The 16,281-nt window shown below is 73.8% G+C and carries 15 protein-coding genes; 5 read left to right on the forward strand and 10 right to left on the reverse strand.

Annotated features, from left to right (window positions below):
- Window positions 1-16: 16 nt before the first annotated feature.
- From QRX60_RS23675 to cbiE, 6 genes are all read right to left on the reverse strand, one after another.
- Entirely contained in the window at window positions 17-3,109 is a 3,093-nt protein-coding gene (locus QRX60_RS23675) for an arabinosyltransferase domain-containing protein (protein WP_286002958.1), read from the reverse strand.
- A gap of 18 nt (window positions 3,110-3,127) precedes the next feature.
- Window positions 3,128-3,787: a 5,6-dimethylbenzimidazole synthase gene (gene bluB, locus QRX60_RS23680; RefSeq protein ID WP_286002959.1), complete on the reverse strand. Its 660-nt coding sequence runs from the start codon at window positions 3,785-3,787 to the stop codon at window positions 3,128-3,130.
- Entirely contained in the window at window positions 3,784-4,503 is a 720-nt protein-coding gene (locus tag QRX60_RS23685; protein ID WP_286002960.1) for a cobalt-precorrin-6A reductase, read from the reverse strand. Before QRX60_RS23685 ends, bluB begins: the two co-directional genes overlap by 4 nt.
- Window positions 4,500-5,531 carry a Gfo/Idh/MocA family protein gene (locus QRX60_RS23690; RefSeq protein ID WP_286002961.1) on the reverse strand — a complete coding sequence of 344 codons (1,032 nt, stop codon included), beginning with the start codon at window positions 5,529-5,531 and terminating at the stop codon, window positions 4,500-4,502. The genes QRX60_RS23685 and QRX60_RS23690 overlap by 4 nt, the downstream gene beginning before the upstream one ends.
- Window positions 5,528-6,289, reverse strand: coding sequence for a precorrin-4 C(11)-methyltransferase (cobM, locus tag QRX60_RS23695; RefSeq protein WP_286002962.1), 762 nt, complete (start codon window positions 6,287-6,289; stop codon window positions 5,528-5,530). The genes QRX60_RS23690 and cobM overlap by 4 nt, the downstream gene beginning before the upstream one ends.
- A gap of 100 nt (window positions 6,290-6,389) precedes the next feature.
- Entirely contained in the window at window positions 6,390-7,541 is a 1,152-nt protein-coding gene (gene cbiE, locus QRX60_RS23700; protein ID WP_286002963.1) for a precorrin-6y C5,15-methyltransferase (decarboxylating) subunit CbiE, read from the reverse strand.
- Window positions 7,542-7,609: 68 nt separating this feature from the next.
- Here cbiE and QRX60_RS23705 point away from each other — a divergent pair, with 68 nt between their 5' ends.
- From QRX60_RS23705 to QRX60_RS23725, 5 genes are all read left to right on the forward strand, one after another.
- Window positions 7,610-9,562, forward strand: a complete 1,953-nt coding sequence (locus QRX60_RS23705) for a putative cobaltochelatase (protein WP_286002964.1) — start codon at window positions 7,610-7,612, stop codon at window positions 9,560-9,562.
- On the forward strand, window positions 9,562-10,176 hold the full coding sequence (gene cobO / locus QRX60_RS23710) for a cob(I)yrinic acid a,c-diamide adenosyltransferase (protein WP_286002965.1): 615 nt from the start codon (window positions 9,562-9,564) through the stop codon (window positions 10,174-10,176). Before QRX60_RS23705 ends, cobO begins: the two co-directional genes overlap by 1 nt.
- Window positions 10,170-11,501, forward strand: a complete 1,332-nt coding sequence (locus QRX60_RS23715; protein ID WP_286002966.1) for a cobyrinate a,c-diamide synthase — start codon at window positions 10,170-10,172, stop codon at window positions 11,499-11,501. Before cobO ends, QRX60_RS23715 begins: the two co-directional genes overlap by 7 nt.
- Window positions 11,494-12,510 (forward strand): Rv2231c family pyridoxal phosphate-dependent protein CobC, encoded by a 1,017-nt coding sequence (gene cobC, locus QRX60_RS23720; RefSeq protein WP_286002967.1) that lies wholly within the window; start codon window positions 11,494-11,496, stop codon window positions 12,508-12,510. The genes QRX60_RS23715 and cobC overlap by 8 nt, the downstream gene beginning before the upstream one ends.
- Window positions 12,511-12,594: 84 nt before the next feature.
- Window positions 12,595-12,960 carry a VOC family protein gene (locus tag QRX60_RS23725; protein WP_286002968.1) on the forward strand — a complete coding sequence of 122 codons (366 nt, stop codon included), beginning with the start codon at window positions 12,595-12,597 and terminating at the stop codon, window positions 12,958-12,960.
- Here QRX60_RS23725 and QRX60_RS23730 read toward each other — a convergent pair.
- The 4 genes from QRX60_RS23730 to QRX60_RS23745 all read right to left on the reverse strand — a co-directional run bounded on the left by QRX60_RS23730 (window position 12,944) and on the right by QRX60_RS23745 (window position 16,252).
- Window positions 12,944-13,645, reverse strand: coding sequence for a helix-turn-helix transcriptional regulator (locus QRX60_RS23730; protein WP_286002969.1), 702 nt, complete (start codon window positions 13,643-13,645; stop codon window positions 12,944-12,946). The two genes, QRX60_RS23725 and QRX60_RS23730, sit on opposite strands and share 17 nt — an antisense overlap.
- A gap of 31 nt (window positions 13,646-13,676) precedes the next feature.
- Window positions 13,677-14,396 (reverse strand): adenosylcobinamide-GDP ribazoletransferase, encoded by a 720-nt coding sequence (locus QRX60_RS23735; protein ID WP_286002970.1) that lies wholly within the window; start codon window positions 14,394-14,396, stop codon window positions 13,677-13,679.
- Window positions 14,397-14,583: 187 nt separating this feature from the next.
- On the reverse strand, window positions 14,584-15,597 hold the full coding sequence (gene cobT / locus QRX60_RS23740; RefSeq protein ID WP_286002971.1) for a nicotinate-nucleotide--dimethylbenzimidazole phosphoribosyltransferase: 1,014 nt from the start codon (window positions 15,595-15,597) through the stop codon (window positions 14,584-14,586).
- A 13-nt stretch (window positions 15,598-15,610) separates the two neighbouring features.
- Window positions 15,611-16,252: a bifunctional adenosylcobinamide kinase/adenosylcobinamide-phosphate guanylyltransferase gene (locus QRX60_RS23745; protein WP_286002972.1), complete on the reverse strand. Its 642-nt coding sequence runs from the start codon at window positions 16,250-16,252 to the stop codon at window positions 15,611-15,613.
- Window positions 16,253-16,281 lie beyond the last annotated feature (29 nt).

Genomic DNA, 16,281 nt, shown 5'->3' on the forward strand with positions numbered 1-16,281 from the left:
CACGACGTCGGGCCGGTCAGCGGGTCGGGTCCTTGCCGTTCGGCTGGCTCGGGCCCGGGCCCGGGGACCACCACCCCGGCACGGTCTTCTCCCCGTGCACCACGGTCGGCGCGATGCCTTCGGTGAACGGCTCGATCTGCAGCAGCTGCCCCCACGACTGGCTCGGCTGCCCGATCAGGTAGCTCGGCACCTCGGGCTCCTCGGCCAGCTCCTCCAGCCACCCGATCGGCCCGCCGTTGGTCGAGGACGCCCACTCCGCCTCGTCCGCCAGGCCGCCCGCGGTGATCCGGTACTCCGGGACCTGCGAGATCCCGTCGTGGGACGTCACCGGCTGGACGCACGGGTACACGAACGACGCCGGCCAGTCGACGTACACCGGCTTCGAGCCGATCTTGTCCGTCAGCGTCGTGAACGTCGGGACGCGTGGGGCCGACGCCGCGATCCAGCCGTCCTCGGTCAGGTCGTTGTCGACGATGTTGATGCGGACCGCGTTCGTCTCCGGGGGCAGGTCGCGCAGGTTGATGCGCGTGTCGTTCCAGCCGCCCGTGCCCGAGCCCGGCGGGAGCGCGAACTGGCTGCGCAGGATCTTCACGCCGTCCGGGGTGTTGACGCCGTAGTCGAGGCTCACCGACGTCGGGCGGCGGGCCTCGCCGGCCGTCGCCACCACGATCTGGCCGTCCGCGGGCTTCTCCGTCAGCGCGTACCAGTCGCTGCGCAGGCGCCCCGCGCGCGTCTCCGGGTCGAGGTAGCTCGACCACATCGGCACGGTCTCCGGGGTGAACCCGTGCGGCGGCTCGGCCAGCGGGTCCTTGTCGTCGACCGCGCGGGTGTGGAAGCCGGTCTGGACGCGGCCGTTGTCCTGGTCGGGGTTGGGCAGCGGGGAGTTCGGCTCCTTGGGCTTCTCCGCGACCGTCCGCTGCTCGGTCTGCGGGTGCAGGATGCTCGTCGCCGCGTCCCGCTCCACCATGACGTGGTCGGAGAGGTTGCAGCTCTTGCCGAACAGGTGCCCGATGTTCGCCGCGCCGAGGCTGTAGCTGCCGGCCTGGTTGTGGATCGCCCACGCCATCGTGACGAACTCGCCGCCCGCCACCAGGCCGCACACCACCACCAGCGACAGCGACCCGAGCCGCAGCGCGCGCAGCCTGCCCTCCTGCGGCTGGGCCGGCAGCCCCGGCCGGTGCGCGCGGACGTTCTCGACGAACGCGTAGATCCCGGCGACGGCCGCGGCCACCAGCAGGATCGTGGACAGGCCGATGCCGCCGATCGACGGCGCCACGTTCGTCCACTGGACACCGAGGCGCGAAACGAACCAGTACGTGTTGGGCCCGGTCGCGGCGAGTGCGGCGACCACCAGCAGCGCGGCCAGGAAGGCCGCGCGGTTGCGTTTGGACCGCAGCACCGTCGAGCTGGTCGCGAGCGCGGCCAGCGCCGCCATCGACGCGCCGACCGCGGCGAACGCGCCGAAGTGGTGCGTCCACTTCGTCGGCGTCAGGGCCAGCAGCAGGAAGAACAGCGCCGTCGTGCCGATCAGGCGGCGCGCGGGGCCGAGCGCCGCGCCGGGGATGCGGCCGCGGCGCAGCAGCATCACCAGGCAGGTGGCGGTGCACAGCACGACCAGGAGCACCGGGAAGCGGCGTGGCGCCGAGCCGTCCGGCAGGTCGGCGAACAGCAGCTGGTAGCGGGCGAGCTCCTGGAACCACGACAGGTTCGGGCCCACCTGGGTCCGGATCCGGGTCGCCTCCTGGACGGTCGCGAACGTCTGGTCGGCGAACACCACGACCAGCACCAGCAGCCCGGCCGCGGCGACCGGCGCGAGCACCGGCAGCCAGCCGTTCTCGTTCGCGCGCTGGCGGATCAGCTTGAACAGCGGGCGCGCGGCGACCAGGTACGGCGCCACCGCGATCAGCCCGGTCGGCGTCGCGGCCAGGGTGAACCCGGCCGCGGTCAGGCCGAGGCACAGCGGCAGCAGCCGCCGCGTCACCAGCGTGCGCTCCACCGCGCAGATCGCCAGCAGCGAGCCGAGCGCGGCGACCGGTTCCGGGCGGACGCCGTTGTTGTAGGGCATCCACCAGATCAGGAACACCGTCGCGGCGGCCCAGCTGGCCGGGCGGCTGGTGCGGATCTGGGTGCCGAGGCGCGGCATCACCTCGCGGCTGATCAGCAGCCAGCTGAGCACCCCGAGCAGGAACGACGGCAGCCGGATCCACGGCGGCACCACGCTGACGTGCGCCATCAGCTCGAAGACGTGGTAGAACCAGCCGAACGGCGCCTCGGCGACCCCGAACCAGCGGTGGTAGTTCGTCAGGAACCCGGTCTGCTCGGTGACCCGGGCCATCGTCAGGATGTAACCGTCGTCCGAGGTCACCGGCCCGATGAAGACCCACGCGCCGAGCGCGGCGATCACCGTGGCGTCCCGCAGCGTCAGCCGCCACCAGCCGACCGGCGCCCAGCGCGGCGCGCGTCTCGCGGCGCCGGAGTCGCGGCGCCAGACCGCGATCATGCAGCCGACCAGCGACAGCACGGCGAGCACGCCGACGCCGACCTTCAGCGCCGTCGGCGACGTCTGGTAGCGGGTGTCCGGCACGACCGAGACGTGCAGGCCGGCGATCGGGTCCTTGCTCGAGTTGATCGAGGAGTAGATGCCGACCACGCGGGGCCGGACGTCGCCGTTCGCGTGGAACACCGGCGTCCCGGCCACGGCGAGGGTCATCTGCGTCGCGTCGACGTCCAGTTCGACGTCGCACTTCTCGGCGGGCAGCGGCTGCTGGGCGATCTGCTGGCCCTGGCTGGAGGCGAGCAGCACGCCGTTGTCGATGCGCAGCTGCAGGCCGACGCCGTTGCCGGCCTTCGGGTCGGTGCGGCCGTCCGGCACGGTGGCGAAGAGCAGGCCCGGGCCGCCGGTGCGGGCGTCGACCGAGCGGATGGCCGCGCACGGCAGCTCGGCGCGCAGGTCCTGGGCCCAGTACCCGGTCAAGGGCGCGTTGACGGAGCGGGTGTCGCTGCCGGTCGGCCAGACGACCTCCGCCGTGTCCTGCACCACCGGCAGGAAGGGGAAAGCCAGCGCGCACAAGGCCGAGAGCAACCCCAGCGCTACGGCAATCAGACGCATCGGCGCAACGCTAACGGGTCAGACGTCGGCGGCTGACGCAACCCCCGGATCACGCGGCGTGAAGCGCCCGTGGTGGAGGGCGGCGGTCAGGGGGCGGCGGCGGCGCCAGCCGTGGCGCTCCAGGTCGGGCACCGTTTCGAGCTTGCTCACCGGCCCGACGCAGAGCCACGCGACCGGCCGGATGCCGGCCGGGATGCCGAGCAGCTCGCCGAGGAACGGCTCGCGGTAGAAGCTGACCCAGCCGACGCCGAGACCCTCGGCGGTCGCGGCGAGCCAGAGGTTCTGGATCGCGAGGCACACCGAATAGAGGCCGGCGTCGGCGATGGCGTGCCGGCCCAGGACGTCGGGCGCGCCGCGGGCCGGGTCGTAGGTGACGACGATGCCGAGGCTCGCCTCGAGGATGCCCTCGATCTTGATGTTCGCGAAGGTGCTCGCCCGGTCTTCGGCGAGCTGGTCCGCGAACACCTCCCGCTCCTCGTGGACGTGCTTCGCGAACGTCTCGCGCGTCGCGTGGTCGTCGACCAGCACGAAGTCCCAGGGCTGGGTGAGCCCGACACTGGGGGCGGCGTGCGCGGCCTCGAGGATCCTCAGCAGCGTGGCTTCGGGGATCGGCTCGCCGGTGAACTCGCCGCGGACGTCCCGGCGTTTGCGCAGGACTTCGTAGAACTCTTCGCTCATCGGTGCAGGACCCAATCGACGGCTTCGGTCACGGTCTCGGCGGTCTCCGTCCGCGGTCTCGGCGGCCGCCGGACCAGCAGGACGGGGAGGTTCAGCTCGCGCGCCGCGGTCAGCTTCGCGCTGGTCTGGGTGCCGCCGGAGTCCTTGGTGACCAGGACGTCGACCCGGGCGAGCAGCTCGCGCTCGGCGGCCACCTCGTACGGCCCGCGGGCCAGGATCAGCTCGTGGTGGCGGGGCAGCGGCGGCCCGGGCGGGTCGACGCAGCGGATCAGGAACCACAGGTCGTCGAGGTGCGCGAAGGCGGGCAGGCCCTGGCGGCCGCTGGTGAGGAAGACGCGCGTGCCCAGCCCGGGCAGCTTCCGGGCGGCGTCGGCGAGGTCGTCGGCCCAGTGCCAGACGTCCCGCGGTCCCGGTTGCCAGCCCGGCCGGGCGAGCCGGAGGAGGGGCACTTCGGTCAGCTCGGCCGCTTTCGCCGCGTTCGTGCCGATGCGTTCGGCGAAGGGGTGCGTCGCGTCCACGACGGCCTTCACGTCGTTCTCGCGCAGCCAGGCCGCGAGACCTTCCGGGCCGCCGAAGCCGCCCACGCGCACCTCGCCGGCCGGAAGCCGTGGGCGCGCGACGCGTCCTGCCAGCGAAGACACCACACGGACTTCGCGCGCCACCAGGTCTTCGGCGAGCTTCCGCGCTTCGCCGGTCCCGCCGAGGATGAGGATCACGAAGGACGTCCGTAGCCGACGGCTTCGCGCCACCGGTCGAGAGTGCGCAGGTTGGCCAGCGTCTCGGCCCAGGTCAGCTCGGGTGCCTGCCGGTCGCCGACGTGCGTGGCGACGTGGTCCGCTTCGCGCGCGAAGACGCCCTGGGTCGCTTCGACCTCGATGACCTCGGGCTCGCCGTCGGCCGGCGTCAGGATGATCCGGGAGACCCCGGGCTTGCGCAGGGGGTGGATCCACGCCGGTTGCGGCACGGACAGCTGCCCGCGCGTGCCGAACACGCGGATGCCGTCCTCGCGGGTCAGCCGGATGCCGCAGGAGATCGTCGCGAGGATGTCGCCGGGCAGGCGCAGCAGGCCGGTGGCGTACTCGTCGACGCCGTCCGCGCTCAGGTGGGCCATCCCGCTGACCTCGGTCGGCTCGACGACGTCCTGTCCGGTCGCGGCCTGGGCGACCAGCCGGGCCAGCGACGTGCAGTAGCAGCCGACGTCGAGGATCCCGCCGCCGCCGAGCGCCGGGTCGCTCAGGCGGGCGGTCTCCTCCGGGTTGCTGTCGAAGGAGAACGTCGTGTCGACCGCGCGGACTTCGCCGATGGCGCCGCTCGCGATCAGCTCGACGAGCCGCCGCGTCTGCGGGTGCAGGCGGTACATGAACGCCTCCATGAGGAAAACGTCGTTCTCGCGCGCGGCGGCGATGACCTCTTCGGCGTCGGCGGCCGTGATCGTCAGGGGCTTCTCGCACAGCACGTGCTTGCCCGCTTCGGCCGCGGCGATGGCCCATTCCTTGTGCAGCGCGTGCGGCGTCGAGACGTACACGGCGTCGACGTCCGGGTCGGCGAGGAGGTCTTCGTAGCTGCCGTAGGCCTTGGGGATCTCGAAGCGGGTGGCGAATTCGCCGGCGCGGTCGGCGTTCCGCGCCGCGACGGCGGTGAGGGTGCCGTGCTTGCTTTCGTCGACGCCCGCGGCGAAGTGGGCGGCGATGGTCCCGGCGGCCAGCAGGCCCCAACGCAAATCGGCACTGCGCAGTTCCGTCACAACGACTCCGGTTGGTTCGCCCGGTCGCGGGCACTGGAATAGAGGAAGCTGTCCGGGAAGCCCGCGGCGGCGAGCACCCGGCCGACGAAGATGGTGGCAGCCCGCGTCATCCCCGCTTCGCGGACGAGCTCCGGCAGCTCCCCGAGCACGCCCCGCACGATGGTTTCGCCGGGCTGGGTCGCGAGCGCGACGACGGCGACCGGGCAGTCGGCGCCGTAGTGCGGGGTGAGTTCCCCGGTCACGCGCTCGACGTGGTTGATGGCGAGGTGCAGCGCGAGCGTCGCCCGCGTGGCGGCGAAAGCGGCGAGGGTTTCGGTGGGAGGCATCTTGGTGGACCGGGCCTGGACACGGGTGATCACCAGGCTCTGGCCGACTTCGGGAACGGTGAGTTCGCGTTTCAGCGCGGCGGCCGAAGCGGCGAAGGCGGGCACGCCGGGTACGACGTCGTAGGGGACGTTCTTCGCGTCGAGCCGCCGCACCTGCTCGGCGACGGCGCTGTAGAGCGAAGGATCGCCGGAGCAGAGCCGGACGACTTCGTGCCCGTTCTCGTGCGCTTCGACGAGCTTTCCGACGATTTCTTCGAGGCTCAGGTTCGCGGTGTCGACCAGCTCGGCGCCCGGCGGGCAGTGGGCGAGCAGGTCGGGCGGGGTCATGCTGCCGGGGTAGAGGCAGACGCCGCAGCGGGCGAGCAGGTCCCGGCCGCGGACGGTGATGAGGTCCGCGGCCCCGGGTCCCGCGCCGACGAAGTGCACGGTCACCGGCCCTCACCGCCGAACACGGTCGAGCGGTCTGCCGCGGCTGGTCGTGAGTGAGAAACAGGGTTAGAACACTGTTTCTCACTCACGAGCCCTCCGGCGGTCACCGGCTGCTCCACTGCGTCACCGTCCGGGCGGGGGTCCACCCGGTGTACCCCCCGAGCGGCGCGGCGCGCTCGACCGCGATCCGCAGCAGCTCACCACCCCGCTCGGCGTACACGTCACCGAGGATCTGCTCGGCCTCCAGCGTCACCCCGTGCGCCACCAGCCGCGCGCCGGTGGCCAGGCACGTGTCCAGCAGGCCGGGCGCGGTCAGGCCGCCGCCGATGAAGATCGCGTCCGGTGCCGGGAGCGCGCTCAGCGACTCCGGGGCCGGGCCGGTCACCACCTGCAGCTCCGGTACCCCCAGGTCGAGGGCGTTCCGGCCGATCCGCTCGGCGCGTTCCGGGTCCTGCTCGATCGCGATGGCGCGGTTCAGCTCGTGCAGCCGCGACCACTCGATGCCGACGCTGCCCGCCCCCGCGCCGACGTCCCACAGCAGCTCACCGGGGCTCGGCGCGAGCCGCGCCAGTGCCGAGACGCGCAGGTCGCGCTTGGTCAGCTGGCCGTCGTGGGAGTACACGTCGTCCGGGATCCCGATCAGCGGCAGCGCCGGCCCCTCGCAGGTCAGCGCGAACACCGTCAGCGGGCCGGGGTCGCCGTCCCAGCCGTCGGAGATGCGCTCGTCCGGCCCGCCGAGGTTCTCCAGCGCGAACAGCTCGCTCTCGCCGTACCCGCGCACGGTCAGCAGGGAACGCAGGCCCGCCGCGTCGGCACCCAGGACGAGCACCCGCCGCCCCGGCGCCAGCACCCGGGCGACGCGGGCCGGCGACCGGCCGACGAGGGTCACCACCTCGGTCTCCTCGGCGGACCAGCCCAGCCGGGCCCGGGCCAGCGTCACCGACGAGACCGCGGGCAGCGCCTCGACCTCGTACCCGTGGGCCACCAGGGTGGTGCCGACCCCCGACAGGAACGGATCGCCGCTGGCCAGGACGCAGATGCGCTGCCCTTCGTGCTCGGCGATGAGAGCGTCGAGCCCCGGCAGCAACGGCGACGGCCACGGCTCGCACGGGACGTCCGGAGGCAGGTACGCCAGCTGCCGCGGTGCACCCAGCACCACGTCGGCGCCGAGCACCAGAGCCTGGGCCTGCTCGGAGAGTCCCGGCCATCCGTCGGCTCCGATCCCGACCACGGTCAACCGTGATTTTTCGCGCACGATTTCCCACCCTAAGCGAGCCGGGCCCTGTGCGATGATCGGCCGGTCGCCGACCTGGAGGAGTGCTGTTGAAGCCGTACCCGTTCACCGCCGTCGTCGGGCTGCCGGACCTGCGCCTGGCGCTGGTCCTCTCCTCGATCTCCCCCGCGGTCGGCGGGGTGCTGGTGCGCGGCGAGAAGGGTACGGCGAAGTCGACCATGGTGCGCGCGCTCGCGGGCCTGCTGCCGGGCGTCGACGTGGTGGGCGGCTGCCGGTTCTCCTGCGATCCCGCGGCTCCCGACCCGGTCTGCCCCGACGGCCCGCACCCCCCGGACGCGCGCGCTCACCGGCGCCCGGCGAAGCTCGTCGAGCTGCCGGTCGGCGCGGCCGAGGACCGCGTCGTCGGCTCGCTGAACCTGGAACGCGCGCTGGGCGAAGGCGTCACGGACTACCAGCCGGGCCTGCTGGCCGCCGCGCACCGCGGGCTGCTCTACGTCGACGAGGTCAACCTGCTCCACGACCACCTCGTCGACACCCTGCTCGACGCCGCCGCGATGGGCCGCGCGACCGTGGAGCGCGAGGGCGTCTCGGTGTCGCACGCGGCCCGGTTCGTGCTGATCGGCACCATGAACCCGGAGGAAGGCGAGCTGCGGCCGCAGCTGCTCGACCGGTTCGGCCTGACCGTCGAAGTCGCTTCCAGCCGCGACCCGGAGCAGCGCGTCGAGGTCGTCCGGCGCCGCCTCGCCTACGAGGCGGACCCGGACGGCTTCGCGGCGGAGTACGCGGCCGAGGATGCGCAGCTCGCCGCGGACATCGAAGCGGCGCAACGGCTGCTGCCCGCCGTCAAGCTGCCCGACGACGCGCTGCGCCGGATCGCCGAAGTCTGCGCGTCCTTCGAGGTCGACGGCATGCGCGCGGACATCGTCACCGCGCGGACCGCGGTCGCGCACGCGGCCTGGGCCGGCCGCGACGAGGTGACCACCGACGACGTCCGCGTCGCCGCGCGGCTCGCGCTGCCGCACCGGCGCCGCCGGAACCCGTTCGACGCCCCCGGCATCTCGGAAGAGCAGCTGGAGCAGGCCCTTCAGGACGCCCAGCCCCCGGAGCCGGGCCCCGAAGACGACGGTCCCGGCTCGGGTTCGACGCCCGGGGAAGCGCCGCAGGAAGTCCCGCAGGGGGACGCGCCGCAGGGTCAGCCGCAGCAGCGGAACGGCGGGCAGCAGAAGACCGTCGGCGCCGGCGAGACGTTCAAGGCCCGCGTGTTCCGCGTCCAGGGCACGGGCGAAGGCGAGCGGGGACGCCGGTCGCGCGCGATCACCGACAGCGGCCGCACCATCGGCGTCCAGCCCCCGAGCGTCCGGGACGGGCGGCCGCACCTGGTCGCCACCGTGAAAGCCGCCGCGCCGCACCAGAAGGCCCGCGGCCGCGACGGCGCCGGCCTGAAGCTGCGCCGCCAGGATCTCCGCTTCGCGCTGCGCGAAGGCCGTGAAGGCAACCTCGTGCTCTTCTGCGTCGACGCGTCCGGCTCGATGGGCGCGAAGGCGCGGATGCGCGAGGTCAAGTCCGCAGTGCTGTCGCTGCTGCTCGACGCCTACCAGCGCCGCGACAAGGTCGGGCTCGTCACGTTCCGCGGCACCGCCGCCGAGCTCGCGCTGCCGCCGACGATCAGCGTCGACGCAGCCGCGTCCCGCCTCGAAGGCCTGCCGACCGGCGGCCGGACACCCCTCGCGGAAGGCCTCCTGGAGGCCGCGCGCGTGCTGCGCGTCGAGGAGATCCGCGACCCGCGGCGCCGTCCGCTGCTGGTCGTCGTCACCGACGGCCGCGCCACCAGCGGCCCCGACGCCGTCGCGCGCGCCCAGGCCGCGGCCGGGCTCCTGGGCGGGGTGACCTCCGTCGTCATGGACTGCGAGAGCGGCAGGATGCGCCTCGGCCTGGCCGCCGATCTCGCCACCCACCTGGGTGCCGAGCACGTGCCGCTGGCCGAGGTCGCCGCCGGATCCCTCGCCGACGCCGTCCGCTCGCGCACCGGAAGGGCCGCCTGATGCCGCAGGGGAAACCGGAAGCCGTCCCGGCCGACGGGCTGACCACGCGCCAGCGCCGCAACCGGCCGCTGCTCGCCGTGCACACCGGCGAGATGAAGGGCAAGTCGACCGCCGCGTTCGGGATGGCGCTGCGCGCCTGGAACCAGGGCTGGTCGATCGGCGTGTTCCAGTTCGTCAAGTCGGCGAAGTGGCGCGTCGGCGAGGAAGCCGCGTTCCGCGCGCTGGGCAAGCTGCACGACGACACCGGTCAGGGCGGGCCGGTCGAGTGGCACAAGATGGGCGAGGGCTGGAGCTGGGCGCGCAAGTCCGGCACCGAGGAGGACCACGCCGCGAACGCCCGTGAAGGCTGGGCGGAGATCAAGCGCCGGCTCGCCGCCGGGACGCACGACTTCTACGTCCTCGACGAGTTCTCCTACCTGCTCAAGTGGGGCTGGCTCGAGGTCGGCGACGTCGTGTCCACTTTGGTCTCGCGCCCGGGGCACCAGCACGTCGTCATCACCGGCCGGTACGCGCCGCCGGAGCTGGTCGAGGCCGCCGACCTGGTCGCCGAAATGACCAAGGTCAAGCACCCGATGGACGCCGGCCAGAAGGGCCAGCGGGGGATCGAGTGGTAGCGCGCGTGGTCGTCGCCGCCCCCGGCTCCGGGCACGGCAAGACCACGATCGCCGCCGGGCTGATGGCGGCGCTGCGCGAGGCCGGGCACCGCGTGTCCGGGCACAAGGTCGGGCCCGACTTCATCGACCCGAGCTACCACGCGCTGGCGACCGGACGCCCCGCGCGCAACCTGGACCCGTTCCTGCAGGGCGAAGAGCGGCTGATCCCCTTGCTGCGCCACGGTTCCGCCGGGGCGGACATCGCCGTCATCGAGGGCGTGATGGGCCTGTTCGACGGCGCGCTCGGCACCGAGGGCTATGCCTCGACCGCGCACGTCGCCCGGCTCCTGGACGCGCCGGTGGTGCTGGTGGTGGACGCGTCGGCGGCGTCGCGCAGTGTCGCGGCGACCGTGCTCGGGTTCGCTTCCTACGACACGCGGGTGCGGCTGGCCGGGGTCATCCTCAACAAGCTGGGCTCGCAGCGGCACCTCGACGAGATCGCGGCCGCGCTGGAGGCCACCGGCGTCCCGCTGCTGGGGGCGTTGTACCGCAACGAAGAGATCCACGCGCCGAGCCGGCACCTCGGTCTGGTGCCCGCGGCGGAACGGTCCGCGGAAGCCGAGCGCGTGCTGCCCTCGCTGGCCGCGTGGGTGCGGGACGGCGTCGACCTCGAGGCGATCGTCCGGATCGCTTCGGCGGCGTCTTCGCTTTCCGCGCCACCGTGGGAACCGTCCGGTGTGGACGGTCCACGCGTGACGGTCGCGGCCGCCGGAGGTCCCGCGTTCACCTTCCGCTACACCGAGAACATCGAGCTGCTGGCCGCCTGCGGGGTCGACGTGGTCGACATCGACCCCCTGCGGGACAAGGCCCTGCCGGACGGGTGCGCCGGCCTTTACTTCGGCGGCGGCTTCCCGGAGGTGCACGCGGCGGAGCTGTCGGCCAACACCGCGTTGCGTCTCGAAGTCGCTTCGGCGATCGAACGCGGGATGCCGGTGAGCGCGGAATGCGCGGGCCTGCTGTACCTGTGCCAGTCGCTGGACGGCGTGCCGATGGTCGGCGCGGTGCCCGCGGACGCGAAGATGACCGCCCGCGGCAAGCTCGGCTACCGGCGCGCGGTCGCCGTCGAGGACAACGTCCTGGCGACGGCGGGGCAGCGCGTCACCGGGCACGAGTTCCACCGCACCGAGGTCACGCCGTCGCACGGCGTGACGGCGGCGTGGGGCTGGGACCGGCAGCTGGACGGCTTCGCGTCGCCGACGCTGCACGCGTCCTACCTGCACGTCCACTGGGCCGGGTATCCCGAGCTGGCCCAGCGGTTCGCGGCGCGGGTCCGGGCCCGTGCCTGACTACGACCTGCACCACCACGGCGACCGCGAGGTCGGGCCGGGGCTGGTCGACCTCGCCGTGAACGTCCGGCTGCCGCGGCCGCCCGCGTGGCTGCGGCAGGTGCTGGCGTCCGCGCTGGACTCCCTGGCCGCCTATCCGTCCACTGTGGACGCCGAATGTGCGGTGGCCGCGCGCCACGGCCGTCCCCCGTCGGAAGTCCTGGTCACCGCGGGTGCGGCGGAGGCGTTCACGCTGCTGGCCTCGGCTCTCCGGCCGCGGCACGCGGTGGTCGTGCACCCGCAGTTCACCGAGCCGGAGGCGGCCCTGCGGGCGGCGGGACACGCCGTCACGCGCGTGCTCCTGTCCGAAGCGGACGGTTTCGTGCTGGACCCGTCGCTGGTCCCGCTCGACGCCGACCTGGTGTTCGTGGGCAACCCGACGAACCCGACGTCGGTGCTGCACCCGGCGGCTTCGCTGCTTTCCCTGGCGCGCCCCGGGCGGTTGCTCGTGGTCGACGAGGCGTTCCTGGACGCGGTCCCGGGCGAAGGGGAAAGCCTGGCTGCCGGTGCCCCCGGCGTCGTCGTGCTCCGCAGCCTGACGAAGACGTGGGGCCTGGCCGGGCTGCGGGCGGGGTACGTGCTCGCTCCGGCGGACGTCGTCGAGCGGCTGCGGGCGGTGCAGGTGCCGTGGTCGGTGTCCACGCTGGCCGGGGTGGCGACGGTGGCGTGCTGCCGTCCGTCCGCTTTGGAAGAGGCGGAAAAGCTGGCGATCGCGGCGGAGTCGGATCGCGAGTACCTGGTGTCCGGCCTGGCCGAGGTGGGCGTCCCGGTGCTGGGTGACCCGCGCGGCCCGTTCGTGCTGGTGCGGGTTCCGGACGGCGCTTCGGTGCGCGCGCGGCTGCGCGAAGCGGGTTTCGCGGTGCGCCGCGGCGACACGTTCCCGGGACTCGGCCCGGACCACCTGCGCCTGGCGGTCCGCGACCGCGCGACGACCGACGCGTTCCTGGCCGCGCTGCGCGAAGTTTCGTAAACACCGACAGGGGGCTGTCGCCGGCACCGCCGAGAGTGGGTGTCGCCGCCGGGAACCGCCCGGCGTGGCAGCGAAAGGACCGACATGCCCCGATTCAACGACGTCGCCTGGTTCGAGATCGGTGCCGCCGACCCGGCGGCCGCCGAACGGTTCTACGGCGACGTCTTCGGCTGGACCGTCGCGCAGGACGAGTCGGCCAGCACCGACGCGGCCTACCGGGTCATCGAGACCGGCGGTTCGCGCGGCGGGCTCTTTTCGACCAAGGGCGAAATGCCCGACTACGCGGTGTTCACCGTGCTCGTCGAGGACGTCGAAGCCGCGTGCCGCCGGGTCGAGGAGGCCGGCGGGAAGGTGCAGCGCCCACCGGCCGTCAACCCGGTCGGCGTGACGTTCGCGCACGTGCTGGACCCGGCGGGCAACCACTTCTCGGTGTTCACTCCGCCAAAGTGAGCTGTTCGACGACGCCGTACGGGATGTCGAGGTCCTCGCGCCGCAGCGGGCGGGGCGGGGGCACCTCGGCGGTGACCGAGACCGAGGTGATCCGGTCGATGCGGAAGGCCCGGATCCCTTCGCGCAGCCGGCACCAGGCCACCAGGTACCAGTGGTCCGGCTTGCCGACGTAGCCCAGCGGCTCGATCTCCCGCCGTGTCTCGGCGCCTTGGCGGTCGCCGTAGCCGATGCGCAGGACGCGGCGGGCGCCGAGCGCATCGGCGAGCACGCGGGGGATCGGGGGCAGGTCGCCCGCGTCGTCGAGGAAGTGGACGCGGGTGGCCAGGTCTTCGGCCGCGGCGGCGTCTTCCTGCTGCATCGCGGCGACGAGCTTGCGCAGCGCCGAGCCCGCTTCGGCGCGGAACGGCGTGCCCGCGAGCCGTTTGAGCGCCAGGGCCATCGCGACGGCCTCGCCCGGCGTCAGGTTCACCGGCGGCAGGGTGCGCGCCTTGTCGAGGCAGTACCCGCCGGTGCGGCCGGGCTCGGCGTAGATCGGGGTGCCCGACTGCTGCAGCGCGCTGATGTCCCGCTCGACGGTGCGGGTGCTGACTTCGAACCGGTTCGCGAGCCAGCGCGCGCTGCGGGGCCGCGGCGCGACGGCTCGGAGTTCTTCGACGAGGGCGTAGAGACGGTCGGTCCGGTTCACGTCGTCGACCCTAGGCGTGGGGTACGACGTTTTACGCGAGGGTGAGCAGGGCGGCGGCGACGGCGACCTCGACCCCGGCGCCGAGGACGTCGCCGGTGACGCCGCCGAGGCGCTTGGTGGACCTGGCCAGGAGAGCCGCGGCCACGACGTAGGCGATCGCCACGGCGAGCGGGCCCCGCCACCAGGGCAGCCCGGGGATCAGCGTGGCGAGTCCGGCGGCGGCGACGGCGATCGCGGCGGCGGCGGTTCTCGGGACCGAGCCGGCCACGGTGGCGCCGAGTCCCTCGGGCCGCGCGGACGGCACCCCGCGCGCGCAGGACATCGAGAGCGTGCAGCGTCCGACGAGCACGCTCGCGACGACCGCGGCGACCGGGTGCGCGGCTTGGGCGAGCGCGCCGACCTGGACGAGCAGGACGAAGACGAGGGTGGCGACCCCGGTGGGCCCGGAGTCCCCGCGGCGCATGACGTCGAGGGCTTTGGCGCGGTCGTAGGAGGCACCGAGGCCGTCGGCGGTGTCGGCGAGCCCGTCGAGGTGCAGGCCCCGGCTCCCGAGGGCGACGGCCCCGAGCGCAAGGGCGGCGATGGCGATCTTCGGGAGGTCGAGCGCATCCCCGGCGGCGACGACGAGCCCGGCCGCCGCGGCGAGCGGGAGGGCGGCGAGGGGAGCGAGCACCATGGCGCCCCCGGCGACCCGGCGGTCGATGACACGGGGCGCCGGGACGGGAACGGTGGTGAGGGTCCCGACGGCCATCCGCACGGAATCGGCCCAGCGGCTCACGAGCGCCCCAAGGCGGCCTTCGGTGCGTGGGGCGCACCGAAGGCCACATTGGGTGCGTGGGACGCACCGAACGCCACATTGGGTGCGTGGGACGCACCGAACGCCACATTGGGTGCGTCCCACGCACCCAACGCCACATTGGGGCGCTCGGGACCTCCGCTCACGCGAGGTCCGCCAGCAGACCCATGTCCGCGATGATCGCCCGCGCCGCCCGGAGCGTCGGGACCGCCTGGACCGCCCCGCTCCCTTCGCCGAGCCGCAACCCGAAGTCCAAGATCGGCTCCAACCCCAGTGCCTTCAACGCGAACGCCTGCGACGGCTCCGTCGAGCGGTGCCCGGCCAGCCACCACCGCTCCGCCCCCGGCGCGATGTCGCGCGCGACCAGGGCCGCCGCCCCCGAGAACACCCCGTCCAGCAGCACCGGGATCCTCAGCAACGCCGCCTCGACCAGGAACCCCGCCGTCGCCGCCACACACGCGCTGCCCAGCGCCGTCAAGCGCGAGAACGGGTCCTCCACCCGGCCCGAAGCCCGCGCCAGAGCCGCCGCGACCGCCGCCGTCTTGCGCTCCAGTCCGGCTGGGTCGACACCCGTGCCCGTGCCGACCACCTCGGCGGCCGGCAGGCCCAGCGAGGCCGCCACCAGCGCCGCGCACATCGCCGTGTTGCCGATCCCCATGTCGCCCGGGATCAGCACGTCGGCGTCGCCTTCCTCGCGGGCGATCGCGCGGCCCGCTTCGAACGCCGCCTGTGCCTCGCCCGGCTCCAAAGCGTCCTCGACGTCGATCGAGCCCGACCCGCGGCGGATCTTGTGCGCCGTGACCGACGCCGGCAGGTCCGCGCCGTCCCAGTCGACGCCCAGGTCGGCCACCCGGACCTTCGCGCCGACCTGCGCCGCCAGGACGTTCACGCCGCTCTTGCCGGCCAGGAACACCCGCACCATCGCCGCGGTCACCTCGCGCGGGTACGCCGAAAGCGCCGACACGCCGTGGTCGCCCGCGAAGACGACCACCCGGACGTCGTCCAGCGGGCGGGGCGGCACGCTGCCGTGCGCCGCCGCCAGCCAGGCGGCGATCTCCTCCAGCCTGCCGAGCGCGCCGAGCGGCTTGACCAGGCCGTCGAGCCGCTCGAGCGCTGCGGCGCGGGCGGCGGGGTCGGGCACGGGTACGTCGAACACGGGCGCCTCCTGGTTACAGGTCGAGCGCCCGGCCCGCGACGACCAGCACGACCCGGTCGGCGTCGGCGGACACCCGGTTGTTGAGTGCGCCCAGCACATCACGGAACAGCCGTCCGGACGACGTTGCGGGCACCACACCGCTGCCGACCTCGTTGCTGACCGCGACCACCGGCACGCGCGCCGCGGCCCACGCGGCCAGGAAGTCCTCGAGCCGGTCGTCCAGCCGGTGTTCCCAGCCCGGCTTCTGCCGCCACGCGCCGACGTCGTCCAGCACGCGGGACAGCCAGGTGCCGAGGCAGTCGATCAGCAGCGGCTCGGTCGCCTTGCGGAGGGTGCCGGCCAGGTCCGTGGTCTCGACGGTCTTCCAGTGCGACGGCCGCCGCGCCTGGTGCGCGGCCACCCGCGCGGCCCATTCGGGGTCGTCGTCACCCGCGGGAAGGCCGGGCGCGACGTAGACGAGGTGCGGGTGGCGGGCGACGAGCCGCTCGGCGTGCCGCGACTTCCCCGAGCGGACGCCACCGAGGACCAGCACCTTGCTTTCGTCGCGGCCGTACCGGCGGAGCGCTTTCGCAAGGTTCTCGAGGTACCCGGCGAGCCGGGTGGTCAGCCCCGCCGACGTGTTCTTTCCCGCGGAGGCGGCGTTGGGCACAGTCATACCCGGCATTGTGGTGCACGCGCTACCGT

The sequence above is a fragment of the Amycolatopsis mongoliensis genome, from assembly GCF_030285665.1.
Lineage (GTDB): Bacteria > Actinomycetota > Actinomycetes > Mycobacteriales > Pseudonocardiaceae > Amycolatopsis > Amycolatopsis mongoliensis.

Excerpts from the sequence above, each read along its gene's own strand:
- QRX60_RS23675 (WP_286002958.1), bottom strand. The coding sequence starts at position 3,109 with ATGCGTCTGATTGCCGTAGCGCTGGGGTTGCTCTCGGCCTTGTGCGCG.
- bluB (WP_286002959.1), bottom strand. The coding sequence starts at position 3,787 with ATGAGCGAAGAGTTCTACGAAGTCCTGCGCAAACGCCGGGACGTCCGC.
- cobO (WP_286002965.1), top strand. The coding sequence starts at position 9,562 with ATGCCGCAGGGGAAACCGGAAGCCGTCCCGGCCGACGGGCTGACCACG.
- QRX60_RS23725 (WP_286002968.1), top strand. The coding sequence starts at position 12,595 with ATGCCCCGATTCAACGACGTCGCCTGGTTCGAGATCGGTGCCGCCGAC.
- QRX60_RS23735 (WP_286002970.1), bottom strand. The coding sequence starts at position 14,396 with ATGGCCGTCGGGACCCTCACCACCGTTCCCGTCCCGGCGCCCCGTGTC.
- QRX60_RS23745 (WP_286002972.1), bottom strand. The coding sequence starts at position 16,252 with ATGACTGTGCCCAACGCCGCCTCCGCGGGAAAGAACACGTCGGCGGGG.